The sequence below is a fragment of the Streptomyces rubellus genome (genome assembly GCF_036323805.1).
GTDB lineage: Bacteria > Actinomycetota > Actinomycetes > Streptomycetales > Streptomycetaceae > Streptomyces.
This window is the reverse complement of record NZ_JAZDCX010000017.1, coordinates 93,690-113,893: the sequence shown is the minus strand read 5'-3', so window position 1 is coordinate 113,893 and position 20,204 is coordinate 93,690. Positions and strand designations below refer to the sequence as shown.

The following is a 20,204-nucleotide window of genomic DNA, read 5'->3' as shown; positions in this document are numbered from 1 at the left end:
GGACCATCCGGCCGATCAGGACAGTATGCTGTCACTTCGACAATATGCTGTCAATACTCGGGCGTTAGGCTGCTCCCCGGAGAAACCCGAGGTGCGCGAGGGGTGCGGATGTGTGTGACGTGCGGGTGAGCGAAGGCCGTACCGCCGGCGGCACGGCCACCCGGCGGCCCCCGGCCGCGGGGAGGCGGCCGTGATCCAGCGCAGCACGCTGCGCGCGCAGGTCGCGGACGCGCTGCGCGACGAGGTGCTCGCCGGGCGGCTCCCGGCGGGCAAGGGCTTCACCGTCAAGGAGATCGCCGAGCAGTACGGGGTCTCCGCCACACCCGTGCGCGAGGCGCTCGTCGACCTGTCCGCACAGGGCCTGCTGGACGTGGAGCAGCACCGCGGCTTCCGCGTCCACGTCTTCACCCCCGACGACTACCGGGCCATGGTGGAGGCGCGCGGCCTCGTCATCGAGGGCGTCTTCCGCCGTTCCGCCGCCCTCGCCGGGCCCGTCCCCGGCGGCGAGCGGCTGACCTCGGTGCGCCGCCGTGCCGAGGCCGCCGAACGGGCCGCGCTCGCCGGTGACCTGGACGTACTGATCGGCTACGACCTGCGCTTCTGGCGGGAGCTGGGCGATCTGGTCGGCAACCCCTACATCTCCGACTTCCTCGACCGGCTGCGGGTGCAGTGCTGGGTCTTCGCGGTCCCGCACCTGCGCGAACAGCCCGGACTGCGCGGCTCGCTGTGGGCGGACTACTGCGAGCTGGTCGACGCGGTGGAGCGGCGGGACATCGCGGCGGCCGAGTGCATGGTCACCGCGTCCAACGAGCACTCCCTCGCCCTCGTCGAAAAGCTCGGCTGACGCACTACGCTGTTGCGGCCGCCGTTCTGAGTCCTCGTGTCCCCGTGTCCCCGCATTGGAGCCCCGTTGGCCTGTGACCTCTGGCTGGTGCCGCTCGTCGACGTGCTGTGCCACAGCCCCGAAAACCCCTTCGCCGAGGAGCTCGCGGCGTACGACAGGGCGCTGTCCGCCGCGGGCCTGCCGCCGGTCCCCGTCTACGGCTACATGCCCGGGCTCTCCGGCGACGTGGCCCCCGTCGCGGGCTTCGACTACGACGCGCTGCACTTCCTGCGCCGCGCCCACCTGCTCCAGCTGTGCGGTCTGGAGGTCACCCCGGTCGACGAGCTCGGCGGCGACTACGAGCAGCTGCTGGAGATGTTCGCGCCGACGGCCCAGCAGTCGCACCTGGTCTGGCACTACGACCACACCGGCGCGTACGTCCCGGTCGACTTCGACCGCCCGCTGGCCGACGAGGAGCTCCTCGCGGGCGGCGGCCCGCTGGGTTCCAGCCACGGACTGCTGCGCGAACTGACGGCGGTGGCGCCGTACCTGGGCATCGACCCGGCCAATCCGCCGCCGCCCCCGCCCCCGCCGGCCCGCCCGACGGAGCTGGAGGAGGCCGTGCCCGCGGTCGCGTACGACGGCGGGCCCTTCGCCCGCGAGCGCCACGTCTGGCTGGGCCTGCACGCCGCGGCCACCCGGAGCCTCGCCCAGGGCGCCATGATCCTCTTCGGCTAGCGCCCCCGGTGCGGTGACCGGGGGCCGCCGGCCGGGGGGAGGGCGGGACGGGGAGGCGGGGAACGCCCCCGTGTCCGGTGGCGTCGCGCTAGCCGTGCCGCCCCGGTGCCGTCCCGGCCGCCGCGCACGTGTGCGCCGGGCCCGTGGCGTCCGGGGCGTCCGGGGCCGGGCGGGCGGACAGGCCCTCCCGGTAGGCCCGGGCCACGGCGACCAGTTCGTCGAGCTTGTCGCGGGTGCGCAGCAGCTCGTCGATGTGCGCGGAGAGCCGGTCGCGCTCCCGCGCCATCCGCTCCAGCGCGGCGTCGGAGTTCTCCTCGCTGGGCGCGTAGGCGCAGGGCAGCAGCTCGACGATGGTGCGGCTGGACAGCCCCGCGGCGTACAGCCGCTGGAGGAACGCGACCCGCTCGACGTCGCCCTCCGCGTAGTGCCGCTGCCCGCCGGCACTGCGAACGCTGGTGAGCAGTCCCTGCTCCTCGTAGTAGCGCAGGGACCGGACGCTGGCCCCGGTCCGTGCCGCGAGTTCCCCGATGCGCACGCCGTCCTCCCGAGTGTGATCCGCGTCACAGCGACTTGTACCTGACATCCATGTGAGGTTCTAGCGTAGCCGTCGTGCCCGGGAAACGGGCGCCGCGGAGTACGCGGAGTACGCGGAACATCGAGGAGTCCTGACATGCCGTCGCTTTTCAGCAGCTACCGGCTCGGCGAACTGACCCTTCCCAACCGGGTGGTGATGGCCCCGATGAGCCGGGCCCGGGCCGCCGCCGGCGGCCTGGCGACGCCTTCGATGGCGGCCTACTACGCCCAGCGGGCCACGGCGGGGCTGATCGTGACCGAGGGCGTGCAGCCGAGCCTGGTCGGGCAGTCCAACCCCGGCACGCCGGGGCTGCACACCGACGAGCAGGTCGCCGCCTGGCGTCCCGTGACCGCCGCCGTACACGCCAACGGCGGCCGCATCTTCGCCCAGCTCATGCACGGCGGCCGGGTCTCGCACCCGGACACCACCGGCACGCAGCCGGTCGGTCCCTCGGCCGTCCCCGCCACCGGCGAGGTGTTCACCCCCACCGGACCGCGGCCCGCGCCGGTGCCGCGCGCCCTGGCGACCGCCGAGGTGCCCGAGCACGCCCTCTCCTACGCCCGGGCCGCCCGCCGCGCCGTCGACGCCGGCTTCGACGGCGTGGAACTGCACGGCGCCAACGGCTATCTGATCTCGCAGTTCCTCTCCTCGAACGCCAATTTGCGCACGGACCGCTACGGGGGTTCGGTGGCCAACCGGATCCGGTTCGCCGTCGAGGCGACCGCCGCGACCGTCGAGGCCGTCGGCGGGGACCGGACCGGCATCCGGCTCTCCCCGGGCGGGACGTTCTGGGGCGTGGCGGAGAGGGACGTCACCGAGCTCTACACCGCGCTGCTGACCGAGCTGGCCCGCCTCCGGCCGGCCTACGTCCACCTGGAGGCGACCGCCGACGAGGAGGTGCTGGTGGCCCTGCGCCGGGCGTGGCCGGGCACCCTCGTCATGAACCCGGTGTTCCCGATGGGGCCGAAGCAGACCGGGCGGGACGACGCCGACCGCTGGCTCGGGCTGGGCGCCGACCTCATCAGCTTCGGCCGCGCCTTCATCGCCAATCCCGACCTGGTCGAGCGGCTGCGCGCCGGGCTCCCGGTCGCGCCCGTCGACGAGGCCACGTACTACCAGGGCGGCGACGCGGGGTATCTGACCTACCCGGCGTACCAGTACGCGGCGGCCTGAGGCCCGGCCGCGGGCGGCGCTCAGCGCGGCGGCCCCTCCGGGGGCCGCTGCCGCGGCATGCTGGGACGCGAGCCCGGCGGCAGCGGGAAGCGGGAGGACTGCGCCGCGACCGCCAGATCGGCCCGGGCGCGCCAGGCGGCCGGGGTCAGCGACTGGGTGTGCAGCGGCGCCGGGCCGGAGCGGAACTCCACCATCCAGGAGGCGGTCTCGCCCCGCACCAGCTCGGTGATGTCCTCCGTGAACCGCCGCAGCACCCCCAGACAGCGCTCCGCCGCCTCGCTCGCGGTGCCCTCGGTGGGGCCCAGCACCTCCCGCACGCACTCCGAGGCCCAGTCGTACTGCAGCATCTCCAGCCGCCGCTGCACGGCCTGCGCGGTGGCCATGTCCCGCATCCAGCCCGACGTCAGGCCGAACCAGCGGTCGCAGCCCGCGCACACCGCGGCGGCCAGCAGCGCCAGGAAGGACCACAGGGCCGCGCCGTCCAGCGCGCCGGCCAGGTCCAGCAGCGGCAGGGCGCCGGCCGCCGCCGCCGAGAGCGCGGTGCCCGCCCGCAGCAGCCGGGCGCCCCGGCGCTTGCGCGCCCGGTCGGCCAGATACCACTCGGCGACCTGCAGGGCGCCCTCCTCCGCCCATCGGTACAGCTCGTCCAGGCGCTCGGCCGGCTCGGCCCAGTCCCCCAGGGGGAAAGGCCGCCCGAGCAGGTCCCGGCGCAGATCCCTGCGCGCGCCCCGCCCCGTGCCGCCGGCCGCCTCGGGCCACATGTCCTCCGGCTGACTCACCTGCCACTCCCAACACAGTCCTCGTTCGGACCACTCGCGGAACCGCTAGGGCCCCTTCCTACCGCCAAAAGTGGGAGGCACCGACTCCTTCGCGGTATTTCCGCCCATATGTGGCCCGCGAGTGGGTATAAAGGGCCCTCCTCTGTCCGCCAAAAGAGTGACGGGCCTTGACTTGTCGATTTCCTGCCGTTTTGGCGTTTTGCCGTCTTGGTGCCTTGGTGTCTTGATGTCTTGTCGACTTCCGCGGACGTCTAGCGGGCCTCCGCGCCGGTACGCCGGGCCGCGCGGAGGGCCGTCCGACAGGTGACACGGACGGAGGCGGGCGAGCCGGATCGATAGGCTGCGGGTGTGAAGGTCCTCGTCATCGGCGGCGGCGCCCGCGAACACGCCCTGTGCCGCTCCCTGTCCCTCGATCCCGACGTCACCTCGCTGCACTGCGCGCCCGGCAACGCCGGAATCGCCGAGGTGGCGACCCTCCACCCCGTCGACGCCCTCGACGGCGCGGCCGTGGCCGACCTGGCGGCCGGGCTGCGGGCCGACCTCGTCGTGGTGGGGCCGGAGGCCCCGCTGGTGGCCGGGGTCGCCGACGCCGTGCGCGGGCGCGGCATCGCGGTCTTCGGCCCGTCGGCCGAGGCCGCCCGGCTGGAGGGCTCCAAGGCGTTCGCCAAGGAGGTCATGGCCGCCGCCGGAGTGCCCACGGCGCGCTCGTACGTGTGCACCACCGGCGAGGAGGCCGACGCGGCCCTCGACGCCTTCGGCCCTCCGTACGTCGTCAAGGACGACGGCCTGGCCGCCGGCAAGGGCGTCGTCGTCACCGCCGACCTCGAGGCGGCCCGCGCCCACGCCCGGGAGTGCGACCGGGTGGTGATCGAGGAGTACCTGGACGGCCCCGAGGTCTCCCTGTTCGCCGTCACCGACGGCGAGTGCGTCGTACCGCTGCGGCCCGCCCAGGACTTCAAGCGCGCCCACGACGGCGACGAGGGCCCCAACACCGGCGGCATGGGTGCCTACTCGCCGCTGCCCTGGGCCGACCCCAAGCTGGTGGACGAGGTGCTGGCCACCGTCCTGCAGCCCACCGTGGACGAACTGCGCCGCCGCGGCACCCCGTTCTCCGGGCTGCTCTACGCCGGGCTCGCGCTCACCTCGCGCGGTGTGCGGGTGGTGGAGTTCAACGCCCGCTTCGGCGACCCGGAGACCCAGGTCGTCCTGGCCCGGCTGAAGACCCCGCTGTCCGGGCTGCTGTACGCGGCGGCCACCGGGCGGCTGGCCGAGTTCCCGCCGCTGCGCTGGCGCGACGCGGCGGCCGTCACCGTCGTCGTCGCCGCCGAGGGCTACCCCGCGGCGCCCCGCGCGGGCGATGTGATCGAGGGGCTGGACGAGGTCGCCGAGCGGGACGCGCCCCGGGCGTACGTCCTGCACGCCGGCACCCGGCGGGATGAGTCGGGCCGGGTGGTCAGCGCGGGTGGCCGGGTGCTCTCCGTCACCGCCACCGGCGCCGGGCTGGCCGAGGCCCGGGAGAACGCCTACCGCGCCGTCTCCCGCATCCGGCTGGCCGGCTCGCACCACCGCACGGACATCGCCGCCGGAGCCGCCGGACCGGCCCGGTCCGCAGAACCGGCCGAAGCGGCCGGACCGGCCGGAGGGGGCGCGTAACAGGGCACCCCCGGCGCGGTCGGTCGCGCACCCAGCTTTACCCAAAGCCATTCCATCGAGTGACCGGCTCCTCGTCCGGCTGAGGCCGCCGCGCCTCCCGGCTAAGGTTCCCGCGGGTGACTCCGGCAAGTGGCCCACCGCACATTGCGATGTCGCCCGCCGGTGCCACAGTGGGGGATGACAGGCGCGGAGGAACGGCAAGGGGGTGAGCGGATTCGTGGCACTACCTGAGACGGGCGCGCGCTCGGCGCGCGACCACGCGCTGGCGGTTCTGCGGGTGCGCGGCGCCGCGCTGGGCGCCGCGCTGCTGCCCACCGCCGTGGCCGCCGTGCTGCTGGCCGGCGGGGCGACCGGCCGGCTCGGCGGCGCGGGCTGGGACGCGGCCCGCTGGGCGGCCGTCGCCGTCGCCCTGCCGGTCCTCGCCGCGGCGGCCGCGGTGGCCGCCGTGGTCGCGCGGGCGCGCCCGGCGGTCAGCCCCACGGTGCAGATCGAGGAGGCGGCCGCCCCCGACCTGTACCGGCTGATACGCGAGCTCGCCGACCGGCTGGACGTGCCCGCGCCCTCGGGCATAGCCCTCACACCGGACTGCGACAGCTGGCTGGAGGACCGGGCGCACATCACCCGGGGCCGCCGCCGCGGACCGTTCGGGGCCTGGCCGTTCCGCCCCGGCGGTGCCCGTGCCGCGGCGCCGGTGCTCGTCATCGGCTCCCCCTTCCTGTGGTGGATGCGGGTCGCCGAGCTGCGGGCGCTGCTCGCCCCGGTGGTCGCCGGGACGGGGCCGTCCGCGCATCCGGACATCGCCGCCGCGCGGCGCTTCGTCCGCGGGCTGGACGCCGCCGCCGCGGTCGCCGCGACGGTCCGCGGCCTGCTCCCGAAGCGGCTCGGGTACGGCTTCGCCGGCTGGATCGCCCGGCTGCTGCTGCGGGCCGGGGCCGCCCACGCCGCGGAGATGGAGCGCATGGTCGCGTCGGCCGCGGCCGTACGCGCCCAGGCCGTGGACTACGGCCTGCGGGTCGTCGCCCAGGAGCAGGTGGGGCTGGCGTACGCGGGCTGGGACCGGCTGCTGACCCGGGTCGCGCTGCCCGCCTGGCGCACCGGACGCTGGCCGGTGCGGCTGGACGCCGGGGTGGTCGCGGCGCTCACCGAACTGTCCCGGCGCGACCGGCTGGCGGAGGGGTTCGCCAGCCGGCTGGGCGAGCGTCCCGCCTGCGATCTGCTGGAGGAGCCCGGCGCCGTGGACCGGGCGGTCTCGCTGCTGGCCGCCCGGCTGTTCCACGACGGGCCGACCGAGCCCGGACCCGACTGGGTGCCGGTGGACTGGCAGCAGTATCCGGAGGAGGTCGTGGACCGCATCTGGCGCATCGAGGCGGCCCGGCTCTTCACGGTGCTGCGGGCCACCGGGAACCCGACACTGGACGAGCTGCTCGGCCGGCTGGCCGCCACCGCCGCGGACGGCGGCGGCGCCGAGGAGTTCGTGGCCCGGATAGGAGCGGTGCTCGCCCGGGAGGAGGCCGCCGGCGTCCCCGCGGCCGGCGGCGGCGCCGAGACCGCCGCCCGTACGGCCGGGGGAGTGGCCGTGCTGCCCGCGCCGCCCGCGCCCGCCCCGTCACCCCCGTCGTCCGCGCCGTTCCCGCCGCTGCCCGGCGGGGGCTTTCCGCCGCAGCCGCCGCGCGCCGGCCGCGAGCTGCTGGCCGAGCACATCACGGCGGCCGTCTGCTGCGCGGCCGTGGACACGGCCGGCGCGGTTCCCGGTCTGGACTGGCTGGACGGCCCCGCCCTGTTCGTGGACGGCGAGCGCCGTTCCGATCTGGCCCGGCCCGTCCGCGCGCTGGCCGAGGACGGGGATCCGGAGCCGCTGCGGAACTGGCTGGCGGCCGTGGGCGTGCGACACGACAAACCCATACGGCTGGTCTAGCGACAGGATCTTTCCCGCCGCCCTCCGGGGCCGCCGTGTCGTGCCCTTTCGTGCCGTGTCGTTTCCCTTTCCCCTCTGCTCGACTCCGCCCGTTCCGTGTTCGCTTCTTCTCCGTGTCGCGTCCGTCTTGTCCCTGTATGGGAATCTTCGGGCGTCATGCGCCGGGGTGGCCTCCCGGGCGCCCTCCCCGGCGGGGGAGGGTGCGATTCCGGCCGTCCGGCGACAAAGGGTGACCGACTGTTCGCGTTATGTGATGTGCTGGTGTCTGACATCGCGGAAGCGAAGCCGGAAGCAGCCGGGACGACAGGGAGGGGCGAACAGGTGAGCACGGAGCAGACTCGCCGGCGCTGGGAGTCGGGGGCTCTCGCCCACGCGGTCACCGATCCGTTCGGCCAGGGCCCGCTGCCCTGGCTCCGGTGCGGCGAGCACTACTTCGACGACACCGGACACGTCGTCCCCTGGTACCTCGACCACAGCAGCCTGGGCGGCGGCACCGGGAACGGCGGCGCGGCGGTCCCGTCCCGGAGTTCCCGGAGCGGCCCGCGCACCGCCGACGACGTGCGCTGCCAGATCAAGGGCTTCACCTCCGAGAGCGCCGTCTGCCCGGGCGGGTCCATCGACTTCCGGATCACGGTCAACCCGCCCCAGCCGTTCGGCGTGGACATCTACCGCATCGGCCACTACGGCGGCGAGGGCGCCACCAAGATCATCACCAGCCCCCGGCTGTCCGGCATCGTCCAGCCCGAGCCGCTGACCGCCGACCGCACCGTCTCCTGCCACCACTGGTGGCTCTCCTGGCGGCTCCAGGTCCCCGAGTACTGGAGCACCGGCGCCCATGTGGCCGTGCTGACCACCGCCGACGGCCACCGCTCGCACATCCCGTTCACCGTCCGCGACGAACGGCCCGGTGATCTGCTGCTGGTCGTCCCGGACGTCACCTGGCAGGCGTACAACCTCTTCCCGGAGGACGGCCGCACCGGCGCCAGCCTGTACCACGCCTGGGACGCCGAGGGCCGGCTGCTGGGCGAGGCGGACGCGGCTGTCACCGTCTCCTTCGACCGGCCGTACGCGGGCGCGGGCCTGCCCCTGCACGTGGGTCACGCCTACGACTTCATCCGCTGGGCGGAGCGCTACGGCTACGACCTCGCCTACGCCGACACCCGCGATCTGCACGCCGGGCGCGTCGACCCCGCCCGCTACCGGGGGCTGGTCTTCGCGGGCCACGACGAGTACTGGTCGGTGCCGATGCGCCGCGCGGTGGAGAAGGCCCGCGACAGCGGCACCTCGCTGGTCTTCCTCTCCGCCAACACCATGTACTGGCAGGTGGAGCTGCGGGCCTCCGCCTCCGGCGTCCCCGACCGGCTGCTGACCTGCCGCAAGGACCGCGGCCCCGGCCGCTCCCAGCGCTGGCGCGAGCAGGGCGAGGCCGAGCAGCAGGTGCTGGGCATCCAGTACGCCGGCCAGGTGCCCCGGCCGTATCCGCTGGTCGTGCGGAACGCCCACCACTGGCTGTGGGAGGCCACCGGGGCGGCCGAGGGCGACGAGCTGCCCGGACTGGTGGCGGGCGAGGCCGACCGCTACTTCCCGCGCACCGCCCTGCCCCTGCACACCGACCGGGTCCTGCTGGCCCACTCGCCCTACCAGGACGCCGCGGGCGCCCGGCGCCACCAGGAGACCTCCCTGTACCGGGCGCCCAGCGGCGCCCTGGTCTTCGCCTCCGGCACCTTCGCCTGGTCACCGGCCCTGGACCGCCCCGGCCACGTCGACACCCGCGTCCAGCGCGCGACGGCCAACCTCCTGGACCGCATCTGCGGGCACGGCTGAGGCACGGCCGCCGGCCGGCGGCGGCCCGCTCTCCGGCCGCCGGCCGGTCATCTCCCCGCCGGGACGGGGCCGTTCGGGTACGTCCGGCCCACCCGTCCGTCCGACCCCGGCCGGTGCCGTGTCCTCCCATACGGGACAATCGGCATCACGTACCAAGCCACAGGAGGAGCCGTGACCGGATTCGTCGACAAGCCCGAGCCCGCGCAGGTGCCGGGCCTGACGCACGTGCACACGGGCAAGGTGCGGGACCTGTACCGGAACGAGGACGGCGACCTGGTGATGGTCGCCAGCGACCGGGTGTCCGCGTACGACTGGGTGCTGCCCACCGAGATCCCCGACAAGGGACGCGTCCTCACCCAGCTGTCCCTGTGGTGGTTCGACCAGCTCGCCGACCTGGTGCCGAACCATGTGGTCTCCACCGAGCTGCCGCCCGGCGCCCCGGCCGGCTGGGCGGGCCGCACGGTGGTCTGCCGCTCCCTGCGGATGGTCCCGGTCGAGTGCGTGGCCCGCGGCTACCTCACCGGCTCGGGCCTGGCCGAGTACGAGGAGACCCGCACGGTCTGCGGGCTGGCCCTGCCCGAGGGACTGGTGGACGGCTCCGAGCTGCCCGCCCCGATCTTCACGCCGGCCACCAAGGCCGAGGTCGGCGAGCACGACGAGAACGTCTCCTACGAGGAGGTCGCCCGCCGGGTGGGCGCCGAGACGGCCACCGCGCTGCGCCAGCTGACCCTGGCGGTCTACTCCCGGGGCCGGGACATCGCCCGGGAGCGCGGGATCATCCTGGCCGACACCAAGTTCGAGTTCGGGTACGGGTCCACCGCGGACGGGGCGGACGGTACGGCGGGGGACGAGCTGCTGGTGCTCGCCGACGAGGTGCTCACCCCCGACTCCTCCCGCTTCTGGCCCGCCGACCAGTGGGAGCCGGGCCGCTCCCAGCCCTCGTTCGACAAGCAGATCGTCCGCGACTGGCTGACCTCGCCGGCCGCCGGCTGGGACCGGCACGGCGAGCAGCCGCCGCCGGAACTGCCCGCCGAGGTGGTGGAGCGCACCCGCGCCCGGTACGTCGAGGCGTACGAGCTGCTGACCGGCACCCGCTGGGACTGACGTCCCGGGCCCGCGCGGCACGAAGGCCCCGGTCCGGTGGACCGGGGCCTTTTCGCCGAGCGGACGACGAGGCTCGAACTCGCGACCTCAACCTTGGCAAGGTTGCGCTCTACCAACTGAGCTACGTCCGCACGCACCGTGCGCTTCCCGCCCGACCGGGCGTTCTCCGTACGGCGCGCCTCCACTATAGCCAACCCGCCCGCGGGCCCGCGCCCACCGGTTCACCGCCGGCGGCCGGGTGACGGCCCGGGGCCGTCACGCCCCGCGCACCCGGACGCGGCCGCTCCGCCCGCGCTGTCGCCTCGTCGCGCCGTCCGGTGAACTCGGCGGGGAATTCACCGGATTCCCCCGGCGTCCGGGCGGGAATTCCGGAAGGTGATATTCCTGCAACGCCGGGCGTGATGTGCGTCACGGACAGTGGCGGGTTGTCCGCGGATATTCGCCTTCCCGTACTGATCGCGGTGGAGGAACCGGTGGCGGGAACGGCCCTCCACCGGTTCCGCGCAGAACGGGGGAACCGCTGCCGGTGTGCCCGCCGGCGGCCGGACGTCCCCCTCTTCCGTTCCCGGGACGCCCGGTGCACTGTGCGCGCCGGCCGTCCCGGCCGTCCGTGCAGGAGGAGCCCGTGCTGCTGGAGAAGGTCAACCGCGATCCCCTGGTGAACGGCCACGACGCCGGAGGCGCACCGGAGCACCCGGTGGTCCCGGTCATGACCGCCGCCACCGTCACCACCGCGCAGTCGGGGATCATCAATGTGCCGCTCGCGAACGGAGTGGTGGCGCAGATATCCCAGCTCTCGGCCATCATGAAATAGGCCGTGAAAGCGTGCCGGGCGCCGGTTCCGCGCGACCGGCGGCGGTCTTTCGCCCGGGGCGGACGTACGCGCGGTCCACGGCCCGCCGCATTCCGGCGCCGGCCGCGGCCGGGCGGACGTCTCCCCGGAGCGGAATTCCCGGCGGAATTCCCGCCACCGGATGCTCCGGCGCCGTGGCGATCCCCTCCGCCGGCTCCGCCCGGTGTGCGGCACCCGAGGGGATCCCGCGCCCCCACGCGTCCGCGTCGGGGCCCGCCCGGCGTGCGGGGCGGGCCCGGCCCGGGGCACCGGTGCGGCGGCCGAACCGGCCGTGACAGCCCGCGGAGCGCGGGAGGACCGGGACCTCCGGCCCCGGCGCCGCGCGGCGGAGCGGGAACACGTCCGGAGCCGCGGCTCCGGCGACTCCGCCGGGCAAGCGCGGGGCGGGCGTCGCGGCTCGCCCGCCGACCGGGACGGGACACCCGGCCCGCGCGTCCGCGGGCCGGAGCGACCGCCGCCGCCGGCGGTCCGCCCCTCTCCCGGCGGAGCCCTCGGCGGCGCGGGCGGGCACCGCCCCGCCCACGGCGGCGGGAGGCCCGGGCCGGCGGAGAGGTCAGAGCCAGCCGCGCTCGCGGGCGACGCGCACGGCCGCGTGGCGGTTCTCGGCCGCCAGTTTCGCGGCGGCCGAGGAGAGGTAGTTGCGGACCGTCCCCGGCGCCAGCGCGGCCCGTTCGGCGATCTCCGCGATCGGTGCCCCGTCCGCCGCCAGTTCCAGCAGTTCGGCCTCGCGGGCGGTCAGCGGGGAGTCCCCGGAGCTGATCGCGTCGGCCGCCAGCTCCGGGTCGACATAGCGGTTCCCGGCGTGCACCGTGCGGATGATCTCGGCCAGCCGCCGCGCCGAGACCGTCTTGGGCACGAAGCCGCGCACCCCCGCCGCCAGGGCCCGTTTCAGATGCCCCGGACGGCCGTGCCCGGTCACGATCATGGTGCGGCAACCGGGGAGCTCCGTGCCCAGCGCCGCGGCCACCGCCACACCGTCCTTGCCCGGCATCTGGAGGTCCAGCACCGCCACGTCGGGGCGGTGTGCCCGGGCCATCGCCAGCGCCTCGGGCCCGGACGCGGCCTCGGCGACCACCAGCAGGTCGTCCTCCAGGGCCAGCAGCGCGGCCAGCGCGCCCCGGATCAGGTGCTCGTCGTCGGCCAGCAGCACCCGTACCGGGTGTCCGCCGCCGGTGTCGCCGGTGCCGGTGTACCGGCCGTGCTCCGTCACCGTGTGCCGTCCTCTCCCGCGTCCTCTCCGGTTGCCCGGCCGGCCGCCCCGCCCGCCGTCCGGACCGGCACCCGGGCCGTCAGCAGGAAGGTGCCGCCGTGCCGCTCGCCGGTCAGTGTGCCGCCGAGCGCGACCAGCCGCTCGCGCAGTCCGGCCAGCCCCGAGCCGCCCCCCGCGGCGGCCCGGGGCGAGGTGGCCCCGTCGTTCTCCACGGCGAGCTCGGCCGGGCCGTCCCCGGGCCCGGTCCGCAGCCGGATCACACACCACCGGGCGTCGGCGTGCCGCAGCACGTTGGTGGTGCCCTCCCGGACCACCCAGCCCAGTGCCGACTGCAACGCCCCCGGCAGCTCCCCGCTGCCGCTGTCCTCGATCCGGCAGTCGATCCCGGCGGCCCGCAGCACCCCCCGAGCGCCCACCAGCTCCGTGTGCAGATCGGCCTCCCGGTAGCCGCGCACGACCTCCCGCATCTCCCGCTGGGACTCCCGGGCGATGCGCTGCACCTCGGTCATCTGGTCCACGGCCGAGGCCGAGCCGCGCCGCGCGAGCTGGACGGCCAGCTCGCTCTTGAGCGCGATCACCGACAGGTTGCGGCCCAGCACGTCGTGCAGGTCCCGGCCGAACCGCAGCCGCTCCTCGGCCACCGCCAGCCGGGCCTGGGTCTCCCGGGCGGCCTCCAGCTCGCTGACGACCCGCATCGTCCAGGCCGAGCAGCGGTAGGAGACACCGAAGAGCAGCGAGCCGAGGACTCCGCCGACGACCGTCGCCACCAGCCCCCGGGCGGGCGCCCCCAGCATCCCCGCGGCCAGTACCGAGGCCGCCAGCAGCGCCGCCACCAGCCCGGCGCTCCGCCCGGCCGGCAGCACCAGCGGCAGCGGCCCGGCCAGGAACATCACCAGCCAGGCGACGAGCGGCAGCGCGTCGGACGGCGACAGCTCCCCCACGCCGCTCAGGGTCAGGGCGAGGGCGCCGGCGATCCCGGCGACGGTGAGGGCGAGGTACACCGCCGTCAGCCGCACCGGCCGTTCCGCCGTGCCCAGGTAGTACCGCAGCCCGGCCCGGGACAGCAGCAGCTGGCAGACCACGTGCGCGGTGAACAACAGCCCGAGCACCGCCGCGGACCAGACGGCGGGCCCCGCCGTCTGGGCGACGATCCAGCCGAGCAGCATCAGTCCCTCGAAGAAGGCGAAGCTGTAGATCGTGTACCGGGTGTACTGGTGGAAACGCGCGGGCCCGCTGGACCGCCGTACCCGCCGCACCCAGCCCAGCGCGCCGCCCTCGACCGCCACCGTCATCCCGCTCGCTCCCCGCCCGGTTTCCCCGTCCGGCGCCGTGCTCAGCGCCGCGGCTCCCAGCGGAACCACCGCTGTACGGCGTACCACGCCGCGACCGACCAGGCCGCCGCGACCGCCACCGCACGCAGTATCCCGTCCGCCTCCCCGCCGCCGAACCAGCCGTACCGCACCAGTTCGACCACCGGTGTCATGGGCAGCAGCCGCAGTACGTCGGCCAGCCCGTCCGGGACGATCTCCAGCGGGACGAACATCCCGGAGCCGAGGAACGCGACCAGCACCAGCGGCAGCGCGGTGATCTGCGCGCTCTCCGCGGTCCGGGTGACGACCGCCGTCACGGCGGCGAGCAGCACCGTCAGGACGACGCCCAGCAGCACGCCCAGCACGAGCAGGCCCGGGCGCTCGGGCGGGGTCATATCCAGCAGGACCGCGCCCGCCGCGACCAGCAGCGCGCACTGCGCCAGCGCCACGGCGGCCACCGGCACCGCGGTCCCGGACAGGATCTCCCAGTCCCGCGGCTCACCGGTCCGCAGCCGCTTGAGCACCAGCTCCTCGCGCCGGGAGACGTAGGTGGAGACCAGGTTGGAGTAGACGACGAAGATCAGCACCATGAGGAAGCCGCCCGTCATCACCACGCCGGTCGCGTCCAGCCCGGTGTCCTCCAGCGGGATCTGCTCGACCGAGGAGCGCATGAACAGCACCATGGCGGGCGGCATCAGCAGGGCGGTGAACAGCGCGGTGCGGTTGCGGACGAGCAGGGTCAGCTCGGCGCGGGCGAGCGAGCGCATCCGCCGTGCCGCGGCCGCGGCCCCGGTGCCGGCGGCGCGCCCCGTGCTCCCGGTGCCCGTGGCGGGTGTGGTGTCCGTCGTGCTCATCGTGTCCCCGTCTTCGTCAGCCGCGCGGCGCCCGCGCCGTTCCCGTCGTTCTCCTCGTCCCCGGAGTCCCCGGCGGCGCCGTGGGCGATCTCCAGGAAGGCCTCCTCCAGGGAGGCCGAGCGGGCGTCCAGCCCCGCCAGCTCCACCCCCTCCTGCCGGGCCCACAGCAGCAGTTCGGTCAGCGACTCCTGGAGCCGCTCGGTGCGTATCTCCACCCGGCCGTCCTCCCCGGCCGCGGCCCGCAGCGACAGCGGCAGCCGCGCCGCCGGCACCCCCGCGGGCAGCGTGAAGCGGATCCGGGAGGGGCGGGTGGCGGTGACCTCGGCCGGGGTGCCGGAGACGACGATCCGCCCGGCCCGCATGATCGCCAGCCGGTCGGCCAGCTCCTCGGCCTCCTCCAGGTAGTGCGTGGTCAGCAGCACCGTGGTGCCCGCCGCGCGCAGTTCCCGCACCAGCCGCCAGGTCTCCCGGCGCCCCTCGGCGTCCAGCCCGGTCGTCGGCTCGTCCAGGAAGAGCACCTCGGGCCGGCCGAGCAGCGCCATCGCCAGGTCCAGCCGCCGCCGCTCGCCGCCGGAGAGCTGCTTGACGCGTACCTCGCGGCGCTCTCCGAGCCCCACCGCGGCCAGGACCTCCCCGGTGGGGCGCGCCCCGGTGGTGCAGCCCGCCCACATCCGGGCGGTCTCGGCGACGGTCAGGTCGGACGGGAAGCCGCCCTCCTGGAGCATCACGCCGATCCGGGGCCGCACCCGGGAGCGTTCGCGGCAGGGGTCGTGACCGAGGACGCGCACCTGTCCGCCGCTGGGCGCGGCCAGTCCCTCCAGCAGCTCGACGGTGGAGGTCTTGCCCGCGCCGTTCGTCCCCAGCAGCGCGAACAGCTCGCCACGCGCCACGGAGAACGAGATGCCCCGTACGGCCTCGAAGTCGTCCCCCTTGGGCGAGCTGTAGCGCCGCCGCAGCCCGCTCACCTCGATGACCTGTTCCCTGGTGTTCATGTCCTCAGCATCCTGCGGGAACGGGTGCCCGGGCAGTGCGGGCTGTCATGAGCGCGGGTGACAAATGTCATCGGCGCCGGCCGGCCGGCGCCGCCGGCTGCGGCGAGCACGGCAAAAGGCCCCGGTCCGATGGACCGGGGCCTTTTCGCCGAGCGGACGACGAGGCTCGAACTCGCGACCTCAACCTTGGCAAGGTTGCGCTCTACCAACTGAGCTACGTCCGCATGCCACCACCCGGCTCTCACCGGGAGGCGCGCCATCACTCTACCCGATCCCGGGGGGCCGGAGGAGAGAATGGAGCGGGTGACAGGAATTGCACACTGCGTCTCCCTCTTGGAAAGAGGGCGCTCTACTACTGAGCTACACCCGCGTGGCCATCCGGGCTTCCGGCCGTTTCCGGCCGCCCCGGCGGCGTGCCCCTGACTCTAGCCGATCACCCGGGGTGTCTGGCAAGTCGGTCCGCCGGGCCGCTCGGCGGACCGCTCAGTGGGCCTCCTCGAAGGCGTCGTAGACCTTCTTGGGGATGCGTCCGCGCGGCGGCACCTCGAAGCCGTTGGACCGGGCCCAGGCCCGTACCGCGGCCGGGTCCGGGGCGACGGAGGTGCGGTGGTACGTCCCGCCCGACCTCGACCGCTTGCGGCCGGCCCGCACATAGGGCGCGAGGCTCATGCGCAGTTTCTTCGCGTTCTCGCGGTTGAGATCGATCTCGTAGGACTTGCCGTCGAGACCGAAGGTGACCGTTTCCGATGCCTCCCCGCCCTCGATGTCGTCGGAGAGTGTGACCACTACGCGCTGCGCCACGGATATCGGTCCTTTCGAGTGGATCACTGCCGAAAGCGCTGTGAACCACCGGTGACATGCGGTGATGTCGGCGTTCCGGCCGGTCGGGATCAATGCCTTTTCCCTTTGTGCAGCGGCAGGCATTGACTCGCGGCGGGATGAATTCCCGGCCGCGCGTGATGTCGTCGGGAGGACTTTACTTTTTCGGCGCCGATTCGTGCACCACTTCTCGGTGTTTTCTCGGGGGCCGATACCTGACCGTGACCCGGGGCGCGGTTATCTACGCGAGTAGAGTTTTCTGCCGGGTACGCTGAAGCGGCAGCCTCCAGCACCAACACCCACCCAGGAGTACCTGTGGCTCGCGTCGTAGTCGACGTCATGCTCAAGCCGGAGATCCTCGACCCCCAGGGCCAGGCGGTTCAGCGTGCGCTGCCGCGACTGGGCTACGAGGGCATCGCGGACGTCCGCCAGGGCAAGCGCTTCGAGCTCGAACTGGAAGGGCCCGTCGACGACGCCGCCCTCGCCCGGATCCACCAGCTCGCCGAGACCTTCCTCGCCAACACCGTGATCGAGGACTTCACCGTCCGCGTCGAGCAGACCGAAGAGGTGACCCCCGTATGACGACCCGGGTAGGAGTCGTCACCTTCCCCGGCTCCCTCGACGACGTCGACGCCCGGCGCGCCGTCCGCCTCGCCGGCGCCGAGCCGGTCGCGCTGTGGCACCGCGACAAGAACCTGCACCAGGTGGACGCCGTGGTCCTCCCCGGCGGCTTCTCCTACGGCGACTACCTGCGCTGCGGCGCCATCGCCCGGTTCTCGCCCGTGATGGAGACGATCGTCGACCAGGCCCGCGCGGGCCTGCCGGTGCTGGGCATCTGCAACGGCTTCCAGGTGCTGTGCGAGTCGCACCTGCTGCCCGGCGCGCTGACCCGCAACGACCACCTCCACTTCGTCTGCCGCGACCAGAGGCTGCGGGTGGAGAACGCGGACACCGCCTGGACGTCCGACTACACCGCAGGCCAGGAGATCACCGTCCCCCTCAAGAACGGCGAGGGCGGCTACGTCGCCGACGAGCGCACCCTCGACGAGCTGGAGGCGACCGGCCGGGTCGTCTTCCGCTACGTGGACGTCAACCCCAACGGATCCCGCCGCGACATCGCGGGCATCACCAACGAGGCCGGCAACGTCGTCGGCCTCATGCCGCACCCCGAGCACGCCGTCGAGACCCTGACCGGGCCGACCACCGACGGCCTGGGGTTCTTCACGTCGGTACTGAAGAAGCTGGTCACCACCTGAGATGACTCTCGACACCGTCAAGCACGCGAGCTCCACCCCCGACGTCGAGCAGCCCTGGGCCGAACTCGGCCTCAAGCGCGAGGAGTACGACCGGGTCCGCGAGATCCTCGGCCGCCGCCCGACCGGCGCCGAGCTGGCCATGTACTCCGTGATGTGGTCCGAGCACTGCTCCTACAAGTCCAGCAAGGTGCACCTGCGCCAGTTCAGCGAGAAGGCTCCCCCCTCCGACGCGCTGCTGGTGGGCATCGGCGAGCAGGCCGGCGTCGTGGACGTCGGCGAGGGCTACGCCGTCACCTTCAAGGTGGAGTCCCACAACCACCCGTCCTACGTCGAGCCCTACCAGGGCGCGGCCACCGGCATCGGCGGCATCGTCCGCGACATCATCGCCATGGGCGCCCGCCCGGTCGCCGTGATGGACCCGCTGCGCTTCGGCGCCCCGGACCACCCCGACACCCGGCGCGTCCTGCCCGGTGTCGTCGCCGGCATCGGCGGCTACGGCAACTGCCTGGGCCTGCCCAACATCGGCGGCGAGGTCGTCTTCGACTCCTGTTACCAGGGGAACCCGCTGGTCAACGCGCTGTGCGTGGGTGTGATGCGGCACGAGGACATCCATCTGGCCAAGGCGTCCGGCGCGGGCAACAAGGTCATCCTGTACGGCGCCCGCACCGGCGGCGACGGCATCGGCGGCGCCTCCATCCTGGCATCGGAGTCCTTCGACTCCGACAAGCCCAGCAAGCGCCCGGCCGTCCAGGTCGGCGACCCCTTCCAGGAGAAGCTGCTCATCGAGTGCACCCTGGAGGTCTTCCGGGAGAACCTGGTCGTCGGCATCCAGGACCTCGGCGCCGCGGGCCTGTCCTGCGCCACCTCCGAGCTGGCCTCCAACGGCTCCGGCGGCATGCGCGTCGAGCTGGACACCGTGCCGCTGCGCGACTCCACGCTCTCGCCCGAGGAGATCCTCATGAGCGAGTCGCAGGAGCGCATGTGCGCCGTCGTCGAGCCCGACAAGGTGGACCGCTTCCTGGCCATCTGCGAGAAGTGGGACGTCATCGCCACCGTCATCGGCGAGGTCACCGACGGCGAGCAGCTGGAGATCTTCTGGCACGGCGAGCAGATCGTCGACGTTCCGCCGCGCACCGTCGCCCACGAGGGCCCGGTCTACGAGCGGCCCTACGCCCGCCCGGAGTGGCAGGACGCCCTCCAGGCCGACGACGCGAACGCCCTGCCCCGGCCCAAGGACGGCGCACAGCTGCGCGAGCAGGTCCTGAAGCTGGTCGGTTCCCCGAACCAGGCCTCCAAGAAGTGGATCACCGAGCAGTACGACCGCTACGTGCTCGGCAACACCGTCCTCGCCCAGCCCGAGGACAGCGGCATGATCCGCATCAGTGAGGAGACCGGCCTGGGCGTGGCCATCGCCACCGACGGCAACGGCCGCTACGCCAAGCTCGACCCGTACGCGGGCGCGCAGCTCGCGCTGGCCGAGTCGTACCGCAACGTCGCCGCCACCGGCGCGAAGCCGCTGGCCGTCACCGACTGCCTGAACTTCGGCTCCCCGGAGGACCCGGCCGCGATGTGGCAGTTCGCCGAGGCCTGCCGCGGTCTGGCCGACGGCTGCCGGGTGCTGGGCACCCCGGTGACCGGCGGCAACGTCTCCCTCTACAACCAGACCGGCGACGTGGCCATCCACCCCACCCCGGTGGTGGGCGTGCTCGGCGTGATCGACGACGTCGCGCGCCGCACCCCGATGGCGTTCGCGGAGGAGGGCCAGCTCCTCTACCTCCTCGGGGAGACCCGCGAGGAGCTGGGCGGCTCGGCCTGGTCCCAGGTGGTCCACGACCACCTGGGCGGACTGCCGCCGAAGGTGGACCTGGAGCGGGAGCGGCTGCTGGCCGAGATCCTGGTCGCCGCCTCCCGGGACGGCATGATCGACGCCGCGCACGACCTGAGCGACGGCGGGCTGGTCCAGGCGGTGACCGAGTCCTGCCTCAAGGGCGGGAAGGGCGCCCGGCTGATCGTCCCCGACGGGCTGGAGCCGTTCGTGTTCCTGTTCTCGGAGTCGGCCGGCCGCGCGGTCGTGGCGGTGCCGCGCAGCGAGGAGCTGCGCTTCACCGACATGTGCAACGCCCGCGGTCTGCCCGCGACCCGCGTCGGTGTGGTGGACGGGGACGCCGTCGAGGTGCAGGGCCAGTTCACGATCCCGCTGGCCGAGCTGCGCGAGGTCCACGAGGCCACCATCCCGGCCCTGCTGGCCTGAGCCTGACGGCCCGCGCGCGGTAACCGGGCACGGGTGCCCGCGACGCGTCCCGTCCCCGCACCGGGGGGCGGGACGC

Annotated in this window: 18 protein-coding genes and 3 tRNA genes; 11 read left to right on the top strand and 10 right to left on the bottom strand. The window is 74.3% G+C overall.

Annotation, left to right across the window (positions count from 1 at the left end; genetic code table 11):
* Positions 1-190: 190 nt before the first annotated feature.
* Both V1L54_RS20380 and V1L54_RS20375 read left to right on the top strand, forming a co-directional pair.
* Positions 191-844, top strand: a complete 654-nt coding sequence (locus V1L54_RS20380; protein ID WP_330119500.1) for a GntR family transcriptional regulator — start codon at positions 191-193, stop codon at positions 842-844.
* Between the two features lie 66 nt (positions 845-910).
* Positions 911-1,561: a putative DNA-mimic protein gene (locus V1L54_RS20375; RefSeq protein WP_330119499.1), complete on the top strand. Its 651-nt coding sequence runs from the start codon at positions 911-913 to the stop codon at positions 1,559-1,561.
* Between the two features lie 88 nt (positions 1,562-1,649).
* On the opposite strand, the gene V1L54_RS20370 is transcribed toward V1L54_RS20375, so the two are convergent.
* Positions 1,650-2,096 carry a MerR family transcriptional regulator gene (locus V1L54_RS20370; protein ID WP_443076714.1) on the bottom strand — a complete coding sequence of 149 codons (447 nt, stop codon included), beginning with the start codon at positions 2,094-2,096 and terminating at the stop codon, positions 1,650-1,652.
* Between the two features lie 135 nt (positions 2,097-2,231).
* Between V1L54_RS20370 and V1L54_RS20365 the strand changes: the two genes are divergently transcribed.
* Positions 2,232-3,308, top strand: coding sequence for an alkene reductase (locus V1L54_RS20365; RefSeq protein ID WP_330119498.1), 1,077 nt, complete (start codon positions 2,232-2,234; stop codon positions 3,306-3,308).
* 20 nt (positions 3,309-3,328) lie between these two features.
* Here V1L54_RS20365 and V1L54_RS20360 read toward each other — a convergent pair whose 3' ends face one another.
* Entirely contained in the window at positions 3,329-4,069 is a 741-nt protein-coding gene (locus V1L54_RS20360) for an SLATT domain-containing protein (protein ID WP_330119536.1), read from the bottom strand.
* A gap of 366 nt (positions 4,070-4,435) precedes the next feature.
* On the opposite strand from V1L54_RS20360, the gene purD reads away from it, so the two are divergent.
* From purD to V1L54_RS20340, 4 genes are all read left to right on the top strand, one after another.
* Positions 4,436-5,740 carry a phosphoribosylamine--glycine ligase gene (gene purD, locus V1L54_RS20355; protein ID WP_330119497.1) on the top strand — a complete coding sequence of 435 codons (1,305 nt, stop codon included), beginning with the start codon at positions 4,436-4,438 and terminating at the stop codon, positions 5,738-5,740.
* A gap of 205 nt (positions 5,741-5,945) precedes the next feature.
* Complete coding sequence (locus V1L54_RS20350) at positions 5,946-7,655, top strand: hypothetical protein (RefSeq protein WP_330119496.1); 1,710 nt, start codon at positions 5,946-5,948, stop codon at positions 7,653-7,655.
* Between the two features lie 321 nt (positions 7,656-7,976).
* Positions 7,977-9,479: a N,N-dimethylformamidase beta subunit family domain-containing protein gene (locus V1L54_RS20345; protein WP_330119495.1), complete on the top strand. Its 1,503-nt coding sequence runs from the start codon at positions 7,977-7,979 to the stop codon at positions 9,477-9,479.
* Positions 9,480-9,650: 171 nt separating this feature from the next.
* Positions 9,651-10,583: a phosphoribosylaminoimidazolesuccinocarboxamide synthase gene (locus V1L54_RS20340; protein ID WP_330119494.1), complete on the top strand. Its 933-nt coding sequence runs from the start codon at positions 9,651-9,653 to the stop codon at positions 10,581-10,583.
* Positions 10,584-10,641: 58 nt separating this feature from the next.
* Here the strand turns inward: V1L54_RS20340 and V1L54_RS20335 are convergent.
* Positions 10,642-10,714, bottom strand: a tRNA-Gly gene (locus V1L54_RS20335).
* 494 nt (positions 10,715-11,208) lie between these two features.
* On the opposite strand from V1L54_RS20335, the gene V1L54_RS20330 reads away from it, so the two are divergent.
* Positions 11,209-11,397 carry a hypothetical protein gene (locus V1L54_RS20330; protein ID WP_330119493.1) on the top strand — a complete coding sequence of 63 codons (189 nt, stop codon included), beginning with the start codon at positions 11,209-11,211 and terminating at the stop codon, positions 11,395-11,397.
* 592 nt (positions 11,398-11,989) lie between these two features.
* On the opposite strand, the gene V1L54_RS20325 is transcribed toward V1L54_RS20330, so the two are convergent.
* The 7 genes from V1L54_RS20325 to V1L54_RS20295 form a co-directional block, all read right to left on the bottom strand.
* Positions 11,990-12,646: a response regulator gene (locus V1L54_RS20325; RefSeq protein ID WP_330119492.1), complete on the bottom strand. Its 657-nt coding sequence runs from the start codon at positions 12,644-12,646 to the stop codon at positions 11,990-11,992.
* Positions 12,643-13,938 carry a sensor histidine kinase gene (locus V1L54_RS20320; RefSeq protein WP_330119491.1) on the bottom strand — a complete coding sequence of 432 codons (1,296 nt, stop codon included), beginning with the start codon at positions 13,936-13,938 and terminating at the stop codon, positions 12,643-12,645. The genes V1L54_RS20325 and V1L54_RS20320 overlap by 4 nt, the downstream gene beginning before the upstream one ends.
* A 41-nt stretch (positions 13,939-13,979) precedes the next feature.
* Positions 13,980-14,810 carry an ABC transporter permease gene (locus V1L54_RS20315; RefSeq protein WP_330119490.1) on the bottom strand — a complete coding sequence of 277 codons (831 nt, stop codon included), beginning with the start codon at positions 14,808-14,810 and terminating at the stop codon, positions 13,980-13,982.
* Positions 14,807-15,802 (bottom strand): ABC transporter ATP-binding protein, encoded by a 996-nt coding sequence (locus V1L54_RS20310; protein WP_330119489.1) that lies wholly within the window; start codon positions 15,800-15,802, stop codon positions 14,807-14,809. Before V1L54_RS20310 ends, V1L54_RS20315 begins: the two co-directional genes overlap by 4 nt.
* Positions 15,803-15,953: 151 nt before the next feature.
* A tRNA-Gly gene (locus V1L54_RS20305) sits at positions 15,954-16,026 on the bottom strand.
* A 71-nt stretch (positions 16,027-16,097) separates the two neighbouring features.
* A tRNA-Gly gene (locus V1L54_RS20300) sits at positions 16,098-16,172 on the bottom strand.
* 113 nt (positions 16,173-16,285) lie between these two features.
* The gene (locus tag V1L54_RS20295) at positions 16,286-16,603 is read right to left on the bottom strand and encodes a histone-like nucleoid-structuring protein Lsr2 (protein ID WP_330119488.1); all 318 of its coding nucleotides are present in this window, start codon (positions 16,601-16,603) and stop codon (positions 16,286-16,288) included.
* A gap of 333 nt (positions 16,604-16,936) precedes the next feature.
* On the opposite strand from V1L54_RS20295, the gene purS reads away from it, so the two are divergent.
* From purS to purL, 3 genes are read left to right on the top strand one after another with little or no spacing between them, the layout of a single operon-like run.
* Positions 16,937-17,203, top strand: a complete 267-nt coding sequence (gene purS / locus V1L54_RS20290) for a phosphoribosylformylglycinamidine synthase subunit PurS (protein WP_330119487.1) — start codon at positions 16,937-16,939, stop codon at positions 17,201-17,203.
* Complete coding sequence (gene purQ / locus V1L54_RS20285; protein ID WP_330119486.1) at positions 17,200-17,877, top strand: phosphoribosylformylglycinamidine synthase subunit PurQ; 678 nt, start codon at positions 17,200-17,202, stop codon at positions 17,875-17,877. The genes purS and purQ overlap by 4 nt, the downstream gene beginning before the upstream one ends.
* Position 17,878: 1 nt before the next feature.
* Complete coding sequence (purL, locus tag V1L54_RS20280) at positions 17,879-20,128, top strand: phosphoribosylformylglycinamidine synthase subunit PurL (protein WP_330119485.1); 2,250 nt, start codon at positions 17,879-17,881, stop codon at positions 20,126-20,128.
* Positions 20,129-20,204: the final 76 nt, after the last annotated feature.